General features: G+C 38.2%; 23 protein-coding genes. 11 read left to right on the forward strand and 12 right to left on the reverse strand.

Going from position 1 to position 20,674, the window contains the following annotated elements:
- The coding region (locus tag GMD78_RS04890; protein ID WP_196493727.1) for a transposase at positions 1–474 on the forward strand (474 nt) is incomplete at its 5' end.
- Between the two features lie 136 nt (positions 475–610).
- On the opposite strand, the gene GMD78_RS04895 is transcribed toward GMD78_RS04890, so the two are convergent.
- A complete protein-coding gene (locus GMD78_RS04895; RefSeq protein WP_155667632.1) occupies positions 611–1,474 on the reverse strand; it encodes an NAD-dependent epimerase/dehydratase family protein in 864 nt (287 codons plus the stop codon).
- Positions 1,475–1,707: 233 nt separating this feature from the next.
- On the opposite strand from GMD78_RS04895, the gene GMD78_RS21530 reads away from it, so the two are divergent.
- Entirely contained in the window at positions 1,708–1,899 is a 192-nt protein-coding gene (locus GMD78_RS21530) for a hypothetical protein (RefSeq protein WP_246187582.1), read from the forward strand.
- Between the two features lie 254 nt (positions 1,900–2,153).
- Here GMD78_RS21530 and GMD78_RS04900 read toward each other — a convergent pair whose 3' ends face one another.
- Positions 2,154–3,056 (reverse strand): cation diffusion facilitator family transporter, encoded by a 903-nt coding sequence (locus GMD78_RS04900; RefSeq protein ID WP_155667633.1) that lies wholly within the window; start codon positions 3,054–3,056, stop codon positions 2,154–2,156.
- 212 nt (positions 3,057–3,268) lie between these two features.
- Between GMD78_RS04900 and GMD78_RS04905 the strand changes: the two genes are divergently transcribed.
- The gene (locus GMD78_RS04905) at positions 3,269–4,468 is read left to right on the forward strand and encodes a PQQ-dependent sugar dehydrogenase (RefSeq protein WP_246187565.1); all 1,200 of its coding nucleotides are present in this window, start codon (positions 3,269–3,271) and stop codon (positions 4,466–4,468) included.
- A 483-nt stretch (positions 4,469–4,951) separates the two neighbouring features.
- On the opposite strand, the gene GMD78_RS21705 is transcribed toward GMD78_RS04905, so the two are convergent.
- On the reverse strand, positions 4,952–5,086 hold the full coding sequence (locus GMD78_RS21705) for a hypothetical protein (RefSeq protein ID WP_281349677.1): 135 nt from the start codon (positions 5,084–5,086) through the stop codon (positions 4,952–4,954).
- Between the two features lie 128 nt (positions 5,087–5,214).
- Complete coding sequence (locus GMD78_RS04910; protein ID WP_246187566.1) at positions 5,215–7,491, reverse strand: outer membrane protein assembly factor BamB family protein; 2,277 nt, start codon at positions 7,489–7,491, stop codon at positions 5,215–5,217.
- Positions 7,492–7,723: 232 nt separating this feature from the next.
- Here GMD78_RS04910 and GMD78_RS04915 point away from each other — a divergent pair, with 232 nt between their 5' ends.
- On the forward strand, positions 7,724–8,212 hold the full coding sequence (locus GMD78_RS04915) for a YusW family protein (protein ID WP_196493728.1): 489 nt from the start codon (positions 7,724–7,726) through the stop codon (positions 8,210–8,212).
- Between the two features lie 40 nt (positions 8,213–8,252).
- Here the strand turns inward: GMD78_RS04915 and GMD78_RS04920 are convergent, their stop codons facing one another.
- The 4 genes from GMD78_RS04920 to GMD78_RS04935 form a co-directional block, all read right to left on the reverse strand.
- The gene (locus tag GMD78_RS04920) at positions 8,253–8,417 is read right to left on the reverse strand and encodes a hypothetical protein (RefSeq protein ID WP_155667635.1); all 165 of its coding nucleotides are present in this window, start codon (positions 8,415–8,417) and stop codon (positions 8,253–8,255) included.
- Between the two features lie 138 nt (positions 8,418–8,555).
- On the reverse strand, positions 8,556–9,305 hold the full coding sequence (locus tag GMD78_RS04925; protein ID WP_155667636.1) for an amino acid ABC transporter ATP-binding protein: 750 nt from the start codon (positions 9,303–9,305) through the stop codon (positions 8,556–8,558).
- 15 nt (positions 9,306–9,320) lie between these two features.
- Positions 9,321–10,022 (reverse strand): amino acid ABC transporter permease, encoded by a 702-nt coding sequence (locus tag GMD78_RS04930; protein WP_155668029.1) that lies wholly within the window; start codon positions 10,020–10,022, stop codon positions 9,321–9,323.
- Positions 10,009–10,836 (reverse strand): amino acid ABC transporter substrate-binding protein, encoded by an 828-nt coding sequence (locus tag GMD78_RS04935; protein ID WP_155667637.1) that lies wholly within the window; start codon positions 10,834–10,836, stop codon positions 10,009–10,011. Before GMD78_RS04935 ends, GMD78_RS04930 begins: the two co-directional genes overlap by 14 nt.
- A 231-nt stretch (positions 10,837–11,067) precedes the next feature.
- Here GMD78_RS04935 and GMD78_RS04940 point away from each other — a divergent pair, with 231 nt between their 5' ends.
- The 4 genes from GMD78_RS04940 (at position 11,068) to GMD78_RS04955 (ending at position 14,616) form a co-directional block, all read left to right on the forward strand.
- Positions 11,068–11,931 (forward strand): EAL domain-containing protein, encoded by an 864-nt coding sequence (locus tag GMD78_RS04940; RefSeq protein WP_155667638.1) that lies wholly within the window; start codon positions 11,068–11,070, stop codon positions 11,929–11,931.
- Between the two features lie 152 nt (positions 11,932–12,083).
- A complete protein-coding gene (locus GMD78_RS04945) occupies positions 12,084–12,872 on the forward strand; it encodes an HAD family hydrolase (protein WP_155667639.1) in 789 nt (262 codons plus the stop codon).
- Between the two features lie 240 nt (positions 12,873–13,112).
- Entirely contained in the window at positions 13,113–14,114 is a 1,002-nt protein-coding gene (locus GMD78_RS04950; RefSeq protein ID WP_155667640.1) for a DUF3231 family protein, read from the forward strand.
- Positions 14,115–14,256: 142 nt separating this feature from the next.
- Positions 14,257–14,616 carry a hypothetical protein gene (locus tag GMD78_RS04955; protein ID WP_155667641.1) on the forward strand — a complete coding sequence of 120 codons (360 nt, stop codon included), beginning with the start codon at positions 14,257–14,259 and terminating at the stop codon, positions 14,614–14,616.
- Positions 14,617–14,740: 124 nt separating this feature from the next.
- Here the strand turns inward: GMD78_RS04955 and GMD78_RS04960 are convergent, their stop codons facing one another.
- Positions 14,741–15,634, reverse strand: a complete 894-nt coding sequence (locus tag GMD78_RS04960) for a DMT family transporter (RefSeq protein WP_343042131.1) — start codon at positions 15,632–15,634, stop codon at positions 14,741–14,743.
- A gap of 200 nt (positions 15,635–15,834) precedes the next feature.
- Between GMD78_RS04960 and GMD78_RS04965 the strand changes: the two genes are divergently transcribed.
- Entirely contained in the window at positions 15,835–16,143 is a 309-nt protein-coding gene (locus GMD78_RS04965) for a DUF3892 domain-containing protein (RefSeq protein ID WP_155667642.1), read from the forward strand.
- A 93-nt stretch (positions 16,144–16,236) separates the two neighbouring features.
- Positions 16,237–17,079: a dimethylarginine dimethylaminohydrolase family protein gene (locus GMD78_RS04970; RefSeq protein WP_155667643.1), complete on the forward strand. Its 843-nt coding sequence runs from the start codon at positions 16,237–16,239 to the stop codon at positions 17,077–17,079.
- A gap of 131 nt (positions 17,080–17,210) precedes the next feature.
- Here the strand turns inward: GMD78_RS04970 and GMD78_RS04975 are convergent, their stop codons facing one another.
- Together GMD78_RS04975 and GMD78_RS04980 are read right to left on the reverse strand one after the other, a co-directional pair.
- Positions 17,211–17,366 carry a hypothetical protein gene (locus GMD78_RS04975; RefSeq protein WP_155667644.1) on the reverse strand — a complete coding sequence of 52 codons (156 nt, stop codon included), beginning with the start codon at positions 17,364–17,366 and terminating at the stop codon, positions 17,211–17,213.
- A gap of 19 nt (positions 17,367–17,385) precedes the next feature.
- A complete protein-coding gene (locus tag GMD78_RS04980; RefSeq protein WP_155667645.1) occupies positions 17,386–18,207 on the reverse strand; it encodes an alpha/beta fold hydrolase in 822 nt (273 codons plus the stop codon).
- 219 nt (positions 18,208–18,426) lie between these two features.
- Here GMD78_RS04980 and GMD78_RS04985 point away from each other — a divergent pair, with 219 nt between their 5' ends.
- A complete protein-coding gene (locus tag GMD78_RS04985; protein ID WP_155667646.1) occupies positions 18,427–19,356 on the forward strand; it encodes a DUF4349 domain-containing protein in 930 nt (309 codons plus the stop codon).
- Between the two features lie 64 nt (positions 19,357–19,420).
- Here the strand turns inward: GMD78_RS04985 and GMD78_RS04990 are convergent, their stop codons facing one another.
- Positions 19,421–20,461 (reverse strand): beta-carotene 15,15'-monooxygenase, encoded by a 1,041-nt coding sequence (locus tag GMD78_RS04990; protein WP_155667647.1) that lies wholly within the window; start codon positions 20,459–20,461, stop codon positions 19,421–19,423.
- Positions 20,462–20,674: the final 213 nt, after the last annotated feature.

Raw genomic sequence — 20,674 nt, forward strand, 5'->3', positions numbered from 1 at the left:
TTTGGAGTAATTGCCCATCGTAGATACCATCCAACAAAAGGTCTGTTTCCAAAGTGGAAGTTTAAATATGATAAGTATAAAGACATTTACATTTGTCCGAACGGACAAAATTTAACCTATTCTACTACCAGTAGAGATGGATACAGGGAATATAAATCAGATCCCAAATTGTGTGCAAGTTGCCCATTATTAGACCAATGTACAAGATCGAAGAACCATCAAAAAGTAATTACTCGGCATGTTTGGGAAGAATTCAAGGAAAAAGTTAGATTGAATAGGTTATCACAATCTGGAAAAATGCTTTATAAATATAGAAAAGAAAAAGTTGAGCGGAGCTTCGCAGATTCGAAAGAACTGCATGGGCTTCGCTACTGCAGGTTAAGGGGATTGCACAATGCGAGTGAGCAAGTACTACTCACAGCAGCGTGCCAGAACATGAAGAAGATTGCCACACACCTAGCAAAGCTAGGCTAGTTGTGTGGGAGTTTATTTTCAATAAAAATTTCTTACTTAATAAAACAGTTATGACAGAATTAAAAAAGCTTGTAGAGAAAAAACACCTACTTTCTCTACAAGCTGAAAAAACATCCACATGGATGTTTTTTCATCTCTATTTAGCTAAATACGTAATTAACCCTGGTAACCAATCATTTAGGTTAGTAAACGAATATCCTAATTTTGTAGCTTTCTCATTACTTAATGACCATGTATTTGAAATGCCATATGGGGATTCAAGCTGTTGGTCGGTTGTAATTGTTACTTCTTTCTCTAGTTGCTCTCCAATCAAATCCATTAAATCCTTTATGGCAATATGTCCATTTGCACAAGCATTAATTGGTCCATTGAAATCCTTACCCGATATCCATGACAGGAATTTCCCTGCTTCACGTTGATGAATAAAACACATTTCTGCATCTGGATTTGGAAAGTAGACAGGCTTGCCTGCTTTAGTACTTCTAACATAATGGAGCAATCTATCCGTATAATCTTCTTCTCCTAATACGATAGGAATTCGAACAGCTACTACTGGAAAAGATGCCTTTTGAAAGAAATAAGCCTCTGCCTGTCTTTTACCTTCTTGATAAGAAACCTCTTCCTTAGAAACCATCTTTAATTCATATGTATATGGATCGAATTTTTCCTCTGGATTTTCTTTCCTATCATCATAAACGGATAACGTCGACGTAAAAACATACCGCTTGATTTTATCTTCCAATGCTTTGACAGCAATCTCAGCATCCGCGGAAGAAAAACACAGTTGATCAAATACGACATCCCAATTTTTCCCCTCTACTGCCTCCGTTAGAGAATCTTTATTAAATCGGTCTAGCTTCAACCGTTCGACCTGATCACCAAACGGATCGGCGCTATTTTGTCTCGTAGCAATGGTTACCACTACACCTTTATCTAATAACGACTGGACTAGATTAACGCCAAAAAACCTAGTTCCACCGAAAACTAACGCTTTTTCCATTTCACTGGCTCCTCTCTTCTTTCTATAAAATTATACTTGATTATGAGTATTTTTAGAATAGTTTGATGCAGATTCGAGGGCTGAACGTTTCTACAATCGTTTTACGAATAAAAGGAAACAGGCTACATTTCTAAACTCCTGTCATAAAATGAAGAATGGATTTAACGAAAAGAGGTTATGTTATGAGCAATGAGATTCAAGAAATTCCCGCGTACCACGTACAAGCAAATCAAATGGATGAGAGAATCTTTGGCAGACCATTCTACGGCTTCCCACGTCCATTTTATTATTATCCCCGACCATTCTATGCGGCACCTTTTCTTGGCGGCGTATTAGGAGGGCTCTTGGGGAGTACACTTTTGTACCCGCCTTACGGTTATCCATATTATTATGGCTACCCTCCATACTATTACGGATATTATTAAATAGAAATTTGAATGGTCTTCGTCTGAGATTTGTCCTTCATTTTTTGAATGAAGGACATTTCTTTTGGATATGGGGGTTGTTTTGTTCTTCATAGCCTTTGTCATGGACACTTTGCCCTCAATCTGTATTCTTTTCGTCCATGACAATCTCTCTCATGGACGTTTCGCTCTCGCTCTAAAAAAACAAATCCGTGACAGCCATTGTCACGGACATTTCACTCTCGATTCATTTTGCTTTTGCCCTTCATAATCCCTTATTCATCATCTTCTGGTCGATATGGATTAATATGTACAAATACCTTATTCACATCATCATGATGCTCGAGTAACGCATCCTTTACATCCTTAGAGATGGTATGCCCTGCTTCTACCGTAATATACGGATCCACACTAACCCTAATATCGATAACGATATAGTGTCCGTGGTTTCTTGCTAATAGTTCATCAATTCGTTTAACCCCTGGAACATTCATCACTGTATCCATAAAAGGTTTGATCTTCTCAGGCTCTAGTACTTGCTCCATCATAATAGAACTTGATTCCTTCACCAAAGAGAAGCCGATCTTAATAACAATTAATGAAACGAACAAACCTGCCAGTGGATCTAAATAAACAAGAATCGGAATGTTAAAATATTGACCTAATATCGCACCAAGAACACCTACAAATGCTGCCATAGATGAAAGTGCATCGGAACGGTGATGCCAAGCTTCTGCGAGTAAGGCAGAACTATTTATTTTTTTTGCAAGACGAAATTTATATTGAAATAACAATTCCTTCACTAGTATTGAAACAATGATCGCAACCAATGCCAACCCTTTAGGTGCTGTTGGAGCTTCACCTAAAAATACTTCAAAGGATGACATAGCAACCTCAAAACCAACAAAAATTAAAAGAATTGCTACAATGATCGTTGCAACATTCTCTGCCTTACCATGACCATAAGGATGATCTTCATCAGGTGGTTTTCTTGCAGTACGCAGTCCAGCAAGAACTGCAATAGAACCCGCTACATCGGAAGCTGAATGAGCTGCATCCGCGATTAATGCCCTACTTCCCGATAACCAACCAATGATACCTTTCATAACTGCTAATAAACCGTTAACAACCATCCCTATCCATGTTGCGATCTCTGCTTGTTTAAAACGATTATCCATCTAAACACCACCGTCATTTATGTATATACAATTACTTATTATTGCTTTTATATCCTATCAAATACATATCAAATGAGTCTAGAGCAACGTTTTTGTGAGGTATGAAGTAAATTAGTAGGATGAAACTTCCAATTATTAGCTCTATTTTTTTGCCTACGGGAAACTCCAGAAAAAAATAATGTTTATATTTTTGTGATTTGGAAAAGATAGATATGAAAAATAATAGATTAGAGGTGATTTATTTGAAAAAATCTATGTATCTGTATTTAAGTTTACTAGGACTTATACTTGCAATCGGACTTGTATTTTTAATAAATACAGGTGATGATGATACAACAGAAGAAACCAATGAATCTACAAATACGGATGAAGAATTATTTAATCAGGATGCAGTAGAAGCATTAGAAGAATCTATTGAAGTGGTAGCTTCTGATGATGGAAGTGTACAAGTGAATAACTTATTTATTCCTTGGACGATCAACAAAAGTGGAAATACATTTTTCTTAAGCCAACGAGACGGAACCGTTATTCAAATTGATGGTGATTTCGGATTAGTTGACGTACAGCATGTAGATGTAATGGAAGAAATTCTTCATGAAGGAGAAGGTGGATTTTTAGGGTTTACTCTAGCACCAGATTTCGAGACATCAAATCGCGCGCTTGCTTATCATACGTATGAGAAAGATAGTGTACCATTAAACCGGATCGTTTCCCTAATATTAGAAGGCGATACGTGGAAGGAAGAAGATGTACTTGTAGATGGAATCCCTGGTGGCGAAATTAATAATGGAGGTCGAATCCAAGTTGGTCCAGACGGTTTGTTATATGCCACAACTGGTGATACGGGACAGGCAAATTTCTCACAGGACTTGGATAGCTTAGCGGGAAAAATTTTACGCATGGAATTAGACGGTACAATCCCTGAGGACAATCCATTTAATGATTCCTATGTTTTTTCCTATGGACATCGCAACCCACAAGGATTTGCTTGGGATAGTGAAGGAACACTATATAGCTCTGAGCATGGAGACGATGGGCATGATGAAATTAATGTTATCGAAGCAGGGAAAAACTACGGTTGGCCACTGGTCCAAGGTGATGAAAAAGAAGTAAATATGGTGTCACCAATTTTTCATTCAGGTGAGGACACATGGGCTCCTTCAGGAATGGCTTACAACGATGGACAGCTTTACATCGCTTCTTTAGCTGGCCAAAAAATATTTACCTATGACATTGCAGATGGTACCATTAATGATTTCTTCGATAATGTAGGAAGACTAAGGGATGTTATGATTGAAGATGACGCATTATATACGATCACCAATAACCATGATAGCCGTGGTAATCCAGAACATAAAGACGATCGTTTAATTAATTTATCATTAACGGAAAAAGCAAATACAACGGAATAAAGTGAATCTTCAATCAGTGGGGGTTTTTATCTATCCCCACACTGGTTGTTAGATGAACGAATCGGACATTTACTGGCAGTTGTTCCCCACTTAACCTCCTTGGTTTTACGTCATTTGAAGTGGGGGTCTTAATGCCTGTTATATTTGGGATAAAGTAAAAGGCAATCGTTCAACTCCATATAGGAACGATTGCCTTTTGTTATTGGAGAAGTATTTTCGAGTTCATATCATATGATGAGTTACCGTTTTGTTTTTTTCGATTGGTATTTGGGCACTCATGTGGCCGATGAGTTACCGTTTCTTGTTTTCTGATTGGCATTTGGGCACTCATGTGGCCGATGAGTTACCGTTTCTTGTTTTCTGATTAACATTTGGGCACTCATAACTCCGATGAGTTACCGTTTCTTGTCTTCTGATTGGCATTTGGGCACTCATAACACTGATGAGTTACCGTTTTTGATTTTACGATTGGCATTTGGGCACTCATAACTCCGATGAGTTACCGTTTCTTGTCTTCCGATTGGCATTTGGGCACTCATAACTCCGATGAGTTACCGTTTCTTGTTTTCTGATTGGCATTTGGGCACTCATAACTCCGATGAGCAGTTGGGCACTCACTCATCCCCACCCCCCCCCTTAATCAAACAGCTATAAAACGCATGGACCATAATTATCCACGCGTTTTATATTACTTAATCAAGTGATACCTTCTACATTACATAAACACCACAACACACCCTGAAATATCATCCTTCATTAGCAAGACTCTGTAAATACTCGACTAATGAGTTAATTTCCTCTTCGGATAATGAATCTTCAAATCCTGGCATTGCTCCACTTCCATTTTTAATTTGTTCAATCAATGCTTCAGGATCAGCAAGCATTGGACTGTTTTCTAAGTTAGGTCCATTATGACCACCAACACCCTCAGCGCCATGACAAGCTAAACAGTTGTTTTCATATACGTTAAGACCGTTTTGGACAACATCGTCTTGGGCATTTTGTTCTTCTTCCACCTCTTCTGTTTCATCAGACTGGATGGGTGAAGTATTGATATCCTCATCTGTGATATCGTCTAACGACTCAAACTCACCCTCAAGGGAGAACGTATAAATTTTATCTCCATGCTGAGTACCGGCAAGTGAGTTTCCAGCTGAGAAGATTGAGATGTACTGTTTCCCATCTATTTCATACGTGATCGGTGGTGCATTCGCGCCGGCATCCGTCATAAACTCCCATACATCCTCACCAGTTTCTGCATCGTATGCGATAATTCGACCATCATTATGACCTACAAAAACGAGATTGCCTTTAGTCGTTAAAATTCCGCTATAAGCAATAGTGTCCCAGTTACGTTGCCATACAATTTTATTCGTTTTAATGTCTAAGGCAGTAACCGTACCCCGGAATGGTGCGTTGGATACGGGTTGCCAAACACTTCCGATCCATTCCTTACCTTCTTCAAATACATTCGCTTCGTCCTCTGCATAATGTGCATAAGCAAAATAATTGTCATTACCTAACACATAGAATAATTCGGTATCCGGATTATACGCAGATGGAGGCCAGTTGGCTCCACCTTGTGGAGATGGTTTTACCGTAACTGGTTCATCCCAGAACGGGGTAAAAATACTTCCAACTTCCCCTTCAAAATCCTCTGGTAAATCCCGTTCAATATCTTCTTCAGTAATATCCTGTGGAACAAAATTATCACCAACCGGGAATGGCTGTGTCGGAGATGTTTTTTGATTCTCATTCTGTGGAACCGGTTTTTCCTCAATACCAAGGAGCGGTTCCCCATTGGTTCGATCCAACATGTATACCCAGCCTGTTTTACCAGCTTGGGCTATGCCTTTTCGCATCTTCCCATCTATTTCCACATCATATAAAACAACAGGGTTTGCTGGGTCTAAATCCCAGATATCATGATGAACTTGTTGAAAATGCCATTCATATTCACCGGTGTTTGCATCGAGTGCTAACATCGAATCGGCATATAAATTATCCCCTTCCCGGTTACTACCATCAAGGTCAGGTGAAGTATTACCGGTTGCAAAATAAATTAATCCTAACTCTGGATCAATAGCTGGTGTTTGCCATACTGGTGCTCCACCTTTGATCCATGCATCATTATCATCCGGCCACGTTTCATGTCCAGGCTCACCAGGAGCAGGAATCGTATAGGTTCGCCAAATTTGTCTACCTAAATTTGCATCATAAGCAGCGACATACCCTCGAATTCCATATTCACCTCCTGCAATTCCAGTATAGACCTTCCCATCATAGTACAGCGGTGCGCTAGTGATGGTATATCCTTTTTCCCATTCATCTACTTGTGTTTCCCAAACGACATCGCCTGTTTTTTGATCGAGCGCTACTAGTCTTGCATCTAATAAAGCAACATACACTTTTCCATCCCCTAAAGCAACACCACGACTAGCCCAGCCACAACATAGCGTGTCTAAACCTTCCGCTAGTTTTGGGCGAAACTCCCATATAATCTCTCCCGTCGTTGCATCTAGTGCAGAGACATTATTGGCACCAGTAATCGTGAACATCACACCGTCATAGACTAGTGGGGTCGCTTCACCAGAATATTTAAACTCATAACCAGACCCAAGACTAGTAACCCAATCCGCTTTTAAGTCACTCGCATTGGAAGTATCTATCTGGTCTAATGGTGAATATCTGCCGTTGTAGATATTCCCACCAAATGTGATCCAGTTACTTGTTGGAGGCTCCATTAGATCCTTTGCAGAAAACTTTGGTGCAGTATCCCACGTATAGTCTATATGCTGCCAAGATTGATGATCTGAAGCGGATCGTTCCTCCACTTCCTCACCTTCAGCCCCCTCTTGTTGTTCCCCTTCTTCAGGAACCGATTCTTCTTGATCTGTATCTTCTTCAACAGGAGACTCTGCATGATCATCTTGAGTGACACTTTGAAAAATAAAATACCCACCAATCGATATAATTGCGACGGCAGCAATGACGATCCACATCACATTTTCCAATCTTTTCATTCACTCAAAGCTCCTTTCTCAATCTTGTAAAATATTCATTGGTAATTTGCCCTAATATGAAAAAAATAACCAAATAAATATGAAAGTGGCAGAATAAAACGTCAGATTTTGATGACTATGAAGTTTTGAATTTAATCTGTGAAAATAGTATTTTTTCTATGAAAATACATGTTTATTATTTATATACTTGGAAATAATGCTTACTATACAGTTAAAATATGGAGGTTTTATTATGAAAAAGCTAGTAATGTCTGCTATATTTCTAGCAGCTATTTTTATGATTTCAGCTTGTGCAGCTGACAACGAGAACGAGGATGAAAATACATCTGAACATACAGAAAATCACAGTCAAGATGTTGAAAGCCAACCAGCTATGAGCCAAACAGATTTGGTGGATAAAATGTCTGAGCTAGATTATGTCGTTTACGATTTTGATGTAATTTATGAAGAAACAGAATTTGAAGGGGAAATTGAAGACGACGATGGAATCATCGAAGCTGAATTCTACAATCCTTTTGAAGACGTACAGTCTCGAGGCTCAGAGGCATTTGAAGCGATGTTCCCTATCTTATTGGAATTAGAACTAAACCCAGACATGTCAGACGAAGAAGCCATATCCACTTCACTAGAAGCATTTAACCTACCAGAAGATTTCCTAAAAGCAACCCTAGAAGTAGTATTCACAGACGGAACAGAAGTAGACTATGTAGTAAAAAGATAACTAAAAAAATCGACAAGTGCCTGTCACTTGTCGATTTTTGTCATACTGCTTTTCTTAAGCGAAATAATGTATGTTGGTGTTTTTTCATTTTCGTCTTTTTCTTATTTTCACGCTTGACGTTTGCATATTGTTTATGTTCCGCGGCTGATCTTCTTAATTGATCCATGTGGTCTTCCACTACATTTCTATAATATTGGTTATACATTTTATCTCCTCCTCGGTTATCTTATATTTCTATCATACTCTCCTGACAGCTTTTTAACCTCGGCACCACGACTGAAATTACCGCACAAAAAATCCCAACTTAAAATGTAGAGATTTTCAGTCTGAAGTCTTAGGAACACTATGAAGGATTCATCACTCGTTGAATAAACTGACTTGTTCGCTCTTGAGTTGGATTTCGTAACACTTGGCTAGGTGGTCCTTGTTCGACAATTTGACCTTGATCCATAAAGATTATCGTATCAGCAACCTCCTCGGCAAATCGCAATTCATGAGTGACAATCACCATTGTCCATCCCTCTTTTGCCAAATCCTTCATGACCTTCAACACATCTCCGACCAACTCAGGATCTAATGCGGAAGTTGGTTCATCAAATAGCATTAATTCTGGTTCAATTGCTAATGCTCTCGCTATCCCTACACGCTGTTGTTGTCCACCTGATAGCTGGTGAGGGTATAGATCCTTCTTGTCTGCTAATCCAACTTTTTTCAAAATACTCTCTGCCAGTTGTAAAACTTCCAGCTTGTTTCTTTTTTGGACAAATAACGGTCCTTCCGTTACATTTTGCAATGCTGATTTATGGGGAAACAAGTTATAGGATTGAAACACCATTCCTGATTTACGACTTAACTCCATGAGTTGTTTCTTTTTCAAGGTTTGACCAAATTCCACTTCAAAACCATCATGAAACACAAGCCTTCCCTGATCAGGGATCTCCAGTCCATTCAAACACCGGAGTAACGTAGTTTTCCCAGATCCGGATGGACCGATAATCGTGATAATATTGCCTTCATCAATAGCTATATCTATATTTTTTAATACATTTAAATCCCCAAACGACTTTGATAATCCCTTTACGGATAAAAACAATCTGACTCCTCCTCCCTAACGAGCTACATAACGGTCAAGTCGGTTTTCGATTTGGTCTTGAACGATAGACAGAGCAAAACAAACAATCCAATATAAAATAGCAGCTTCTACATAAAGAAGCATGAATTCATACGTTCGTGCAGCTATTTCTTGTGCTTTTCGGAATAATTCCGCTACCAAAATAAGTGATGCTAGTGATGTATCTTTAACTAAACTAATAAATGTATTAGATAAAGGCGGAATCGAAACTCTCGCGGCCTGTGGTAAAATAATTCTCCTCAGTGCCTGACCATAATTCATTCCGATTGTCTGTGCCGCTTCCCACTGTCCTTTTGGAATCGAGGAAATCGAAGCACGAATGATTTCCGAACCATAAGCACCAACATTAAGAGAAAATGCAATTACTGCACTAGGAAATGGATCGATCGTTAACCCTATGCTCCCCAATCCAAAAAATACGATAAATAGCTGAACTAGTAATGGGGTACCTCTAATTGCTGATACATAGACTCTAGCTGGAGCGGTTAGGATTTTAGATTTCGATAGACGCATAATAGCTGTAAGGAGCGCAAGACATATTCCAACTGTAAAAGAAACTAATGTGAGCGGAATGGTATATTTAATTGCTCCTTGAATCATAGGAAGAAGAGAATTTTGGAATAACTCCCATCCCTCCATATTCGCTGTAATAGCAAAAACAATATTATTGAGAAACATCTTCACCAAACCACTTTTCCGAGATTTCAGCTAATGTCCCGTCTTCCTTCATTGCCTCTAATTGTTTATTAACTGCCTCTACTAATTCTTCATTTCCTTTCCGAAACGCAAATGCATTTTCCGATGAACTTTCCGTGCGTGCAGCAATTTTCATTCCTGCCTCTGGTTGTGCTTGCATAAAATCAAGTACTGCTAAGCGATCATTAACTGTAACCTCAACACGACCTTGTCTTATTAGTTCGATTGCCTGTGCTAGTCCCTCAACAGAAACCAGCTCAGCACCATATTCTTCAGCAATATCTCCATAATTACTGGTTAGAGACTGTGCCGATTGTTTTCCTTCTAAATCCTCAAACGAATTAATATCTGTATTATCCTCAGGTACAACGATAACCGGAGAAGAAATCGTATACGGAATGGAAAAATCATAATTTTCAAGTCGATCCTCTCTGATTCCTACTTGATTTGCAATCAAATCAAACCGTTCGGAGTTCAAACCAGCAAACATAGCATCCCACTGTGTTTCCTGAAATTCGACTTCTAAGCCCATACGGTCAGCTACTTCTCTAATCACTTCCACATCATAACCAGTTAATTCATCCTGTTCATTGTGGAAAGTAAATGGAGGATACGTCCCTTCTGTTCCAACAGTTAGAACCCCTCTTTCCATTATTTCTTCATATGAATTGGCTGGGCCATCAGCATCCCTCCCTGCCTGACCACCATTATCTGTAGGCTCGTCTTCCGTATCCGTACCACAACCTGAAAAAATTACCATAAACGCGATAAATACCACCCACATAAACTTCTTCATCATCATAACTCCCATCCAAAAATAAATTCTCTCCTGACTATTTTTTTAAGAAACCACGGAATTATTCATAAACCAATGAAAAGGGGTTAAATCGACAAATCGACAAGTGACAGGCACTTGTCGATTTGTCGATTTTGGAGCTCTGTATCAATTTTTACAAAGAAATAATACTAGGTTAATAATTCTCCAGTATGCTTAAACTAATTACTTAAAATAGATGGGGCGCTTATTATGGATACTTCGTTATTTTCAAAGATTAGCATCAATGACCTGTTTTCCTATTTAAATTACGCAAAAAGGAAAAATTTAGCTAAAACGAATGATTTTTTGAAGTTTATTGAACTTAAAAAAATCATAAAAAACAAATTGTTAACCACCTTTTATCAACCAATCTTTCATTTACGTACAAATCAAATCATAGGTTATGAGGCATTAAATCGCCCACAAAATTCTAAGCAGTTCCCAACAACCGAGGGTTTTTATAGTTATATTGGACAAACCAACCAAGTGTTTCACCTTGAAAAGCTCACTAGGAATTTAGCCATTCAGAAATTCCATGATCAGGTAAAAGAACACCCCGAACAGAAAGATTGCTTATTATTTATTAATATACATCCAAACGTATTAGTGGACGCCAACTACAAAAGTGGTGAAACATTAGAGTTGCTACAAAACTATAATATTTCACCTAATCAAATCGTTTTTGAACTAACAGAAAAAACCGCGGTCACGGACTTTACGATGTTTGAACGGATCTTATCCAATTACCGCTCTCAAGGATTTAGAATTGCCATTGACGATGCTGGGAGTGGCTATAACAGCTTAAAAACACTCGTTCATCTAAAACCTGAATTTATTAAATTTGACCGGACATTAATCGATAATATTCACTGTAATGAGCCACAGCAACAACTAATTCACTTACTGGTTGAATTTGCAAACCAATCAAACACGACCGTATTAGCAGAAGGGATAGAAAAATTAGAAGACCTTACCTATCTAAAAAATTTAGGTGTACATCTAGGTCAAGGTTATGGTTTAGCGATACCACGCAAGGAATTTATTAAAAACTTGGCATACGCCAAACCTTTATGACAGATGTTTTTCGTTAATTTTTTGCAGGATAAAAAACTTTTTATGCTTTTCCTCTCATCTACAAAACTTCAAACAATCCATACAAGATATTAATTCTGCCTTTACAATCAAATGGTATGATGAACGTAGAAGAATAAAGGGGGCACTAAAAAATGAAAGTACGTGCGATGTTTATTGATATGGATGGAACGCTGTTAACAGCTAAGAACAACATTTCCAGACGCAATACAGAAGCAATTAACAAGCTGATGAATCAGGGTGTCAAAGTTTTTCTAGCAACTGGTAGACACTATGACGTTACGGTACCCTATCATAAACAACTTGGCCTTCAAACACCGATGATTTGCTTAAACGGTGCATCAATTCACGATGCAATAACAGGAAAAGTAATGCAAATGAAACCTGTCAAATTGGATGAAGATCGGTTCCTCCGTTTGACTGCAGAAATTCCTTGCAATGTGCTTATACACGCAAGTAATGGACTATATTGTAAAGAGATGAATGAAGAGATTGAAAGCTGGATAACGGAAGGACAAATTTCTCCTCGTTACATTGGTGATTTACGGAATGCAAATTATCCAGACGTCCTTAAATATAGTGTTCGAACGGGTATACCGTGCCCAGAATTTTCTGTTCTTTTTAAAGATGAGGCCGATGTAATTGATTGGCACGATGGATTTGAAATTGTTTCTCGAGGAGTCTCCAAATGGTCAGCAATTGAGACATTACTACATGCATTTGGAATTAACACAGATGAAGTTGTAACCATTGGGGATGGACCAAATGACATACAAATGCTTCAACATGCTGGAATGGGCGTCGCCATGGATAATGCAAGTGATGCAGTCAAAGAGGTAGCCGACTTCATCACCGGACATCACCAAAACGATGGCTTAGCAGCATTTATCGAACAACACCTAATCCACTCCTATTCTATTTGAAGATAAAACGGAATTTGGGGTCAGACCCTGATTTGCATTTTTGGTGATGCAATTTGGGGTCTGACCCCTGTTTAGCGTTTTGGATGCAATTCAGGACCTTACTTCTGATTTGTGTTTTGAGTTGCAATTTCGGACCTGAATCCAATTGGTACCCTATCCAAATAAACCAATAATTTAATAAATAATTAATTACATTTTAGGCATACTAACAACTAGGAAACTTACTAGGGAGGAACAACCATGCCCGAAAAATCCAAAATAACTTCATCGGAGCTTGGAACGTTATGGCTAACTTACCAACAAAAAACCATGATTCTAAGATTTTTGGAATACTTTATCGAAAAGGCTGATGATGAAAAAGCAAAAACAATTATGACGGAATTATACCATGAAATTGATCCGTATGTAGAAAAAATCATGGTTATTTTCCAGGAGGAAGTTGCAGTAATACCGGTAGGGTTTACGACCGAAGATGTAAATAAAGAAGTGCCTAAACTGTATGACAATGGTTTCGATATCATGTTCGTTCGCTTGATTAAGGAAATTAGTATGGCTATGCATACATTAAATATTACCATGTCATCTCGCGAAGATATTATTTTGTTGTATAAAGACCTCACAGCAATTACACAAAAATACTATAACCAATGTACGCAATATTTAATTGAAAAAGGCATGCTCGCCCGGCCACCTTATGTTTCCATGCCACAATCCGTACAGTATGTAAAGGATGCATCGTATTTAGGTGGATTAAATCCATTTCGAAATAACAGAACGATTAATACGGTGGAAGTAGCGAACATATTTCATGCAATAGAATCAAACATAGTCGGAATGCAGATGATCACTGGATTTGCTCAATGTGCTAGTGAGCAGGATACAAAGAAATATTTCTCCAAAGGAGTTGAATTATCAAAAAGTTTTATCAAGGAATTAAATGAAGTCCTTTTACAGGATGGAGTCCAAACTCCTGCCCCATCTGGTGGTAATGCTACACGTTCAGTTATAGCTCCATTTTCCGATAAGATGATGATGTATTGCACAAGTCTGTTTTGTAGCTTTGCGATCGGAGGAAACTCAGTAGGAACCTCCTTTAGCTTAAGGAATGATTTATCAGCAAAAATCACGACGATCATGAAGGATGTCTTCGAATATGCCCATGAAGGTGCAAGAGTCATGATTAAGCATGGGTGGATGGAAGAACCTCCACAGATGGAGAATCGAGATGAGTTGAGAAAATAAAGAAGTGATCTTCAAGTGACCTAGCGGAGGTCCTGGAGATCATTTTTTACGTTTACAAAATACAGCTTTTAACAAAAATCTATTACTTCTTTTCAATCTATCCGAATTCATTTATACTATTCAAAAGGAGGTGAACGATAACATGGAACAAGAAACTATACTGAAAGAAATTTTACATGTATTAAGATCCCATTCAGATCAGGTTAACAAGAGATTTAAAGAGATGGATGATAGGTTTGAAAAGAAATTCGAACAATTGGATGATAAGTTTGAGAGAAAATTTCAACAGATGGATGATAAATTCGAGAAGAGATTTGTTCAAATGGAGCAAAAGTTCGAGAAGAAGTTTGACCATATGGACAAGCGTTTCGATCGACTTGAACAAAAAGTTGATGGAATACGCATAGATTTAACAGATACACAAAAAACTACAAATTTCTTATTATCTAAAGTAGCCCAACATGAGGAAAAACTTCTACAACTTTCCGAGCAGCAAACCTAATTCCTCGCGCTGCATAAACCCTAAAACCAATAACACCTCCACACCAAAAACAGGATGGAGGTGTTATTTTTGTACATTTGGGGTCTGACCCCAAGTTGCGTGTCACTCAGGGTCTGACCCCAAATCACACAGAAACTCTCCCCTTTCCTTTTGCTTTCTTAACTGTAACCTCACTTATTAGGGTGGATCCTAATATACAAATTCCACCTATAATTTGAATAATACTCATACTTTCATGCAAAATGATCGCAGCCATGATTACAGCGGAGATCGGATCAATGTAACTAAATACTCCAATAGTTTGTCCCTTTAATTTTTTCATTGCTGAGAAGTACAATAAATAAGCAACTCCAGTATGAATGATCCCTAGGATAACGATCAAGATAAGTGACTGCATATCCAATTCAGCGTAATACATGCTCTCGGTCAATCCTACATAAGGAAACAATACAATTGAGGCAATTGATAGCTGCATGACTGTTGTCTCAAAATCCGATAAATTTTTAATAAATTTATTCATTAAAATAACACTCGCATAAAATGCTGCAGCTAATAATCCGTAACCTATACCAACTGGATGATTATAGGATCCACTACCCAACCCTGTATCGGGTTGGACAACCAAAAATAACCCGGTAACGGCTATGATAATGCTGAGTCCTTTCTTCCATGACAAGCTTTCCTTCAGTAACAAAGGTGCCAAGACCATGACAAAAACAGGTGCAAAGTAGTAGCTAAGCGTAGCATTCGAAATGGTCGTATACTGATACGATTCAAATAAGAATATCCAGTTAAATCCCAATGCAGACCCAGATAAAACTAGCATCAATAGATTTCGCTTCGTAGTTTTAAGATTAAATCTCTGCTTCACAAAAAAACTAGCACTAATTAAAAAAATGCTTCCAATAGCTCCTCTAAAAAGAGCGATCTCACTGGAAGAAAGATCAATATTCCTCACAAACAACCCAATACTCCCAAAAATAAGCATTACTAAAATAAACGTAGCCTTAGCCCTCACGTATCGCTCCCCCTCGATTTGGGGTCAGGTCCCTTGTCCCAAATAATAAAACAGAGGGTCTGACCCCAATGTCCCAAAAATGATAGTTATTATTATCTCATGTTCAGTTGAGAAAAGAAATTCTTCTGATTTTAGGATTGAATATCTCCTGTTAGAACAAAATAAGGATGAGGTTCTAGCATGATTAGGAGGTTAAAACAATGCCTGAAAAAGATTTCGAACAAATTTACAATGAGTACCGAAACCAGAGTGAAGTCCAAGCTAATGATCATCAAGAAGAAACCAATGGTAAGGAAGAAATTGTTGCAGTTAGAAAAAATGACGATGGAGATATCATCGCTTTTAAAACCAATTCTGGACGAGAGCTAGATTATGTTACAGCGTTGGAAGAAGCAAAGACTGGAAATATTGCACATATTGATGTATTTCATAAATATGGACGGGATATCATACGAAGTGAACCAGATGGAATCAAGGAGAATAATTTGGATAATTTACCAGAATTTTAGTGATCTAGGGTCAGGTTCGTTGTCCCAGGTGAAGGTGTTGGTTGGGACAGCCTGTCCCTCTCATCTCTCAACAAACTAGTTTCAGGAGGAAATATGATGCATCAACCAAAAACCTACTGCAACAATGAGTACGATGAACTAAAAAAAGTAATATTATGTGAGCCCCAATACATGACTACCAGACAAGTAATACATGATTCAAGCCAGCAGTTTAATGATGTCAAAGGTCATGTCAACTTAGCGTTAAAGCAGCATCGTAAATTTGTTGATGCGTTAAACAGACACGGGATTGAACCAATTATGCTTCCGTATCATAAAGAATTTCCAGAACAAGTCTTCACACGAGATATTGGTTTTACGCTTGGTCAAACCCTTTTTGTAGCAGAGATGGCCCATGACGTACGAAAAGGCGAAGAAAATATTTTAAAGTTTTGGCTGAAGGATGAGGAGATTTCTTACTATAACTTAATCGGTGATAAAATTGAAGGTGGAGATGTGATTATTGACCGTGATACGATTTATATCGGAATTAGTAATCGGACTAACCAAGCTGCAATTGACCATATTCAAAGCTTATTAGGACAATACGACGTAAAAGCCATCCCATTTAAACAAAAATACTTACATTTAGACTGTGTGTTCAATATACTGTCACCTAAAGTTGCTATCATATATCCAGAAGCATTAACAAAAGAAGACATCCAATTATTTTCTTCACGATACGAACTTATTGAAGTATCCTATGAAGAGCAGCACGCTTTAGCAACCAATGTACTAAGCATTGGAAATAGAAAAGTTTTCAGTTTGCCGATGAATAAAGACGTAAACAACCAAATGTGTAATAAAGGATTTGAAGTCATTGAAGTGGATATTTCAGAAATTGTTAAATCAGGCGGCTCCTTTCGATGCTCCACCCTTCCACTGTTAAGAGCATAGCTACTTGGGGTCAGGTCTGTTGTCCCAGCCACGATACAATCCAGGGTCTGACCCCAAGTTACAGCCTAAACCACATCCAAAGTTACACATACTTGAAATCGAGTGAGGTACGATGCCCCACTCGATTAGTTCTAGATATCTCGTCCTTCTGCTCCTGGGTGTTGATTAGAAACTTTACGATTATTTGTTTTTGGATCTGTATTTTGGGCACGCTCTCCATGTCCAGGATAAATCGCCTTTTCCCTTTTCTGATTTTTAATGAATTTGTCAAAGTCTTGGTTTACCATTACTGACCCTCCTCGTTCATTAAAATACCCATTCATTCATTGCTCTATCCAACCACTCACCCATAAGATTGTTAAATAAGCCAGCCTGTTCGATTTGCAGGTAGTGACCCGCTCGATCTAATACAGCAAAAGAAGCTCTCGGATAATGATCTAGAAGTTGAAAGGCATCTTTGTAGCCGACAGTGGAGTCCTGTTTGCCTAAGATAAAGACACTTGGTTTGTCAAAAATCCCTTCATCAACATCAAAACTTAAGCTATAGTTTTGCACAATTTTTCCAAGAAATCCTTCATCTGCGATATTCAATCCTTTGTAAATTTCATCTCGAAATCGGTTCCAATTCTGCTCGTCCAACACAACACTTTCTGAACGAAACGCCTGTTTTTCCTTCTCAGTTAATCGATTCATCAAGTCATCATCTCTATGTAAAATTGTCTTGGTTGGAAGTGCCCTCTCCTGCTTCTTAGGTTTTATGACCGGACAAAGAAGGGCCAGTCCCCCAATATGTTCCGGTTGCTTCGCAATTACTCCACGAGCTAAATAGCCGCCATAGGATTCTCCAGCAAGCAAAAAGGGGTGATTCGGTATCATTTTTTGAATAAAATCTAACACTGTTTCCAACATATCATCTGCATGCTGAATCTCTCCGTAATCCTTCGTCTTCCCCATACCTGGTAGATCAAAGTATATCCTTCTGACACCAGAGTTTTCATCAAAAATCGGCTCCATACATCCCTTCATGAGTCGGTGGTCTATCCCAAACCCATGAATCATCACCATTGGAATCCCTTCACCGATAGCCTCATAATATATAGATGCTTTGTTTACTTCACAAAATGGCATACAATAATCCTCCTATCTATTATTAGAGTACACAATGCTATCCATAAATAACAACATTTTTGAGTCCGTGCCATATGGGGTACATGCAATTCGGGGTCTGACTCCAAATGACATCCCAAATCATATACATCTTGCAACATTTTCCCATTTCATTCCGTCTTACATGAAAGGTATAATGTTAAATTTGTGTGAATAGAAAATAGACAAAGGGGTGTCAAGATGAGAAAAATCCTATTTTTAATCGTACTTAGTATTAGCATTTTTGTTGTTGCCTGCAGCAATGATTCAGGTGAGAGTGAAGCAATTAGTGATATGGAAGTTATTCATGAAGAAGAGAAAAGCAGTTTTTCCAATTCAGTGGGAAATGATAGTAGTAGTGACAAAGCGGACGAAGCAGAGGAAGCGCAAGATGAAGAAGCCACATCCACCGATGGGCTGGATGGTCAAGTTGATCGAAAAATCATCTATACAGCCAACCTAACTATCGAAGTAAAGGATTATCAACAAACACTAGATCAGATTCAGACTCAAGTATCCGATCGCGGTGGATATATAGTGGAATCCAATTCACACGGAGGACAAGGGGATGAAATGACAAGTGGATATATAACCGTACGAATTCCGCAGGATCTCTTTCATGAATTTGTACGCCTAGTAGAAGAAGGTAGCAATAAAGTATTGGAAAGTTCGACATCTGGCCAAGATGTGACAGAAGAATATGTTGATTTGGAATCACGCTTGAAGTCCAAACGAGTAGTAGAAGAGCGTTTGCTATCCTTCATGGAACAGGCAGAAAAAACAGAAGACCTGTTAACCATCTCGAATGATTTAGCAACTGTTCAAGAAGACATTGAAGAAATAATGGGTCGGATGAAATACCTAGAAAACAAATCTGACCTAGCAACTGTTACGATTCATATCCAAGAAAATAATGTGACTTTATCAAGCATGGATGAAGATAATTTAGACACATGGGATCGCACGAAGCAACAATTCTTAAAAAGTATCAATATGCTTCTATCGTTCTTTTCTAGCCTAGTTGTCCTCCTGATTGGAAATCTACCAGTGCTTCTATTGCTGGCGGTTATTGGGCTGGTTCTTTACTGGATTATTAGGAAGAAAATGAAGAACAACCATAGTGACTTATAACTCACTTTCATTTTCAATCCAAAAAAAGGTGCCACTCTCAACTGATGAGACTGGCACCATCTTTTCACGCAACTTTTTCTAGAATTACTTTCATAAACTTCTCCGGTTCATCTACTCGAATAGCAATCCGACTATATTTCCTCTTCACGCCCAAAAACAGCGCTGCGTATGTAGGTTGTTTTAGTTGAAGAATAACCGTATACTGTAGCTTTTCTAGATCTTTTGCGATGAATTCTATCGTTTCCTTTGTTGGCTTCTCTCCCAACACTTGTGGATCATCTATTAACTTTTCCACATTAGACCATTCAATTTCCATACGTTTCATGAACCCCAAGGAAATATATAGCTTTTTGTCAGTTACAAGAACAGGATTTAATCGTACTGCTTGGATATCTCCTACTAATAGGATTACAGAATAGATATTTAATATCAATAAAATGTACGAAAGAATTGGCGACCAATGATGTAGCCACCAGTGAATACCAATTGTCTCAATAATAATTGCATGAATTAGCATTACTTGAAAAGCTATAAAACTCGTTTTTCGATGTAATGTAAATGTGGAATCATCCAAGCGAGGCTGTTTTTTCCAACAAGCAAAGGCAAAATACAACATCAGCATCCCAGAGCAAATAACCTGGATTACTGGTGAGTGCTTCACATTCGCAGCTACTGCATGATGAAATGAAAATATAACCGGTAATGTACTTTGCTTCACGGTTTGAATAATACGTGGCAGATATTTTACTAGAGAAACAATGATAAATAACTCTACTGCCACAAGTAATCCTTCAATGGCGAACCCTACCCATGTAATCGTCGCAAAAGGTTCTAGGTATTGCATCGGTATAAGAAACCGCATCAGAATTAGACCTGCAGCCATCGTCATTAAAATATACTTCCAGCTCCACTTTCTCATCCAGGTAACATAAAGGATAGGAGATATAATCGCTAAATCAATCATAGACCCAATGACAACTCCATTAGAATCCTGAGGAATGATACGGACCCCAAACGTTGTATGGTATAACACGACATTAGAACCAACCACTGCAAATAGAAATAATAGCCAACCATGATGCAGAAGCTCCCGCTTAAGAACCATAAATTTTCTCCCCTCACCACCATCGAATGATGTTAAAACCATGTAGATAAAATTCTCTATTTAAATTTTACCATAATTAGCCATGAATCTAATCAAGTAATTATGATTTTCTCTAAAATCGCTGTCTACAGTTTCTATCAGATAATTCCACACTAGACATTATCTACAACTGCACTAAAGAGTTGATAAGTAACATAACTTCCTAATAAATCG

The organism is Ornithinibacillus caprae, assembly GCF_009728145.1.
Classification (GTDB): domain Bacteria; phylum Bacillota; class Bacilli; order Bacillales; family Amphibacillaceae; genus Ornithinibacillus; species Ornithinibacillus caprae.

Coding starts and splice junctions, on each gene's coding strand:
- GMD78_RS21530 (WP_246187582.1), top strand. CDS start 1,708: ATGGATGAGAGAATCTTTGGCAGACCATTCTACGGCTTCCCACGTCCA.
- GMD78_RS04985 (WP_155667646.1), top strand. CDS start 18,427: ATGAGAAAAATCCTATTTTTAATCGTACTTAGTATTAGCATTTTTGTT.
- GMD78_RS04965 (WP_155667642.1), top strand. CDS start 15,835: ATGCCTGAAAAAGATTTCGAACAAATTTACAATGAGTACCGAAACCAG.
- GMD78_RS04940 (WP_155667638.1), top strand. CDS start 11,068: ATGGATACTTCGTTATTTTCAAAGATTAGCATCAATGACCTGTTTTCC.
- GMD78_RS04955 (WP_155667641.1), top strand. CDS start 14,257: ATGGAACAAGAAACTATACTGAAAGAAATTTTACATGTATTAAGATCC.
- GMD78_RS04920 (WP_155667635.1), bottom strand. CDS start 8,417: ATGTATAACCAATATTATAGAAATGTAGTGGAAGACCACATGGATCAA.
- GMD78_RS04930 (WP_155668029.1), bottom strand. CDS start 10,022: ATGTTTCTCAATAATATTGTTTTTGCTATTACAGCGAATATGGAGGGA.
- GMD78_RS04950 (WP_155667640.1), top strand. CDS start 13,113: ATGCCCGAAAAATCCAAAATAACTTCATCGGAGCTTGGAACGTTATGG.
- GMD78_RS04910 (WP_246187566.1), bottom strand. CDS start 7,491: ATGAAAAGATTGGAAAATGTGATGTGGATCGTCATTGCTGCCGTCGCA.
- GMD78_RS04900 (WP_155667633.1), bottom strand. CDS start 3,056: ATGGATAATCGTTTTAAACAAGCAGAGATCGCAACATGGATAGGGATG.
- GMD78_RS04915 (WP_196493728.1), top strand. CDS start 7,724: ATGAAAAAGCTAGTAATGTCTGCTATATTTCTAGCAGCTATTTTTATG.
- GMD78_RS04895 (WP_155667632.1), bottom strand. CDS start 1,474: ATGGAAAAAGCGTTAGTTTTCGGTGGAACTAGGTTTTTTGGCGTTAAT.
- GMD78_RS04905 (WP_246187565.1), top strand. CDS start 3,269: ATGAAAAATAATAGATTAGAGGTGATTTATTTGAAAAAATCTATGTAT.
- GMD78_RS04970 (WP_155667643.1), top strand. CDS start 16,237: ATGATGCATCAACCAAAAACCTACTGCAACAATGAGTACGATGAACTA.
- GMD78_RS04975 (WP_155667644.1), bottom strand. CDS start 17,366: ATGGTAAACCAAGACTTTGACAAATTCATTAAAAATCAGAAAAGGGAA.
- GMD78_RS04945 (WP_155667639.1), top strand. CDS start 12,084: ATGAAAGTACGTGCGATGTTTATTGATATGGATGGAACGCTGTTAACA.
- GMD78_RS04990 (WP_155667647.1), bottom strand. CDS start 20,461: ATGGTTCTTAAGCGGGAGCTTCTGCATCATGGTTGGCTATTATTTCTA.
- GMD78_RS04935 (WP_155667637.1), bottom strand. CDS start 10,836: ATGAAGAAGTTTATGTGGGTGGTATTTATCGCGTTTATGGTAATTTTT.
- GMD78_RS04980 (WP_155667645.1), bottom strand. CDS start 18,207: ATGCCATTTTGTGAAGTAAACAAAGCATCTATATATTATGAGGCTATC.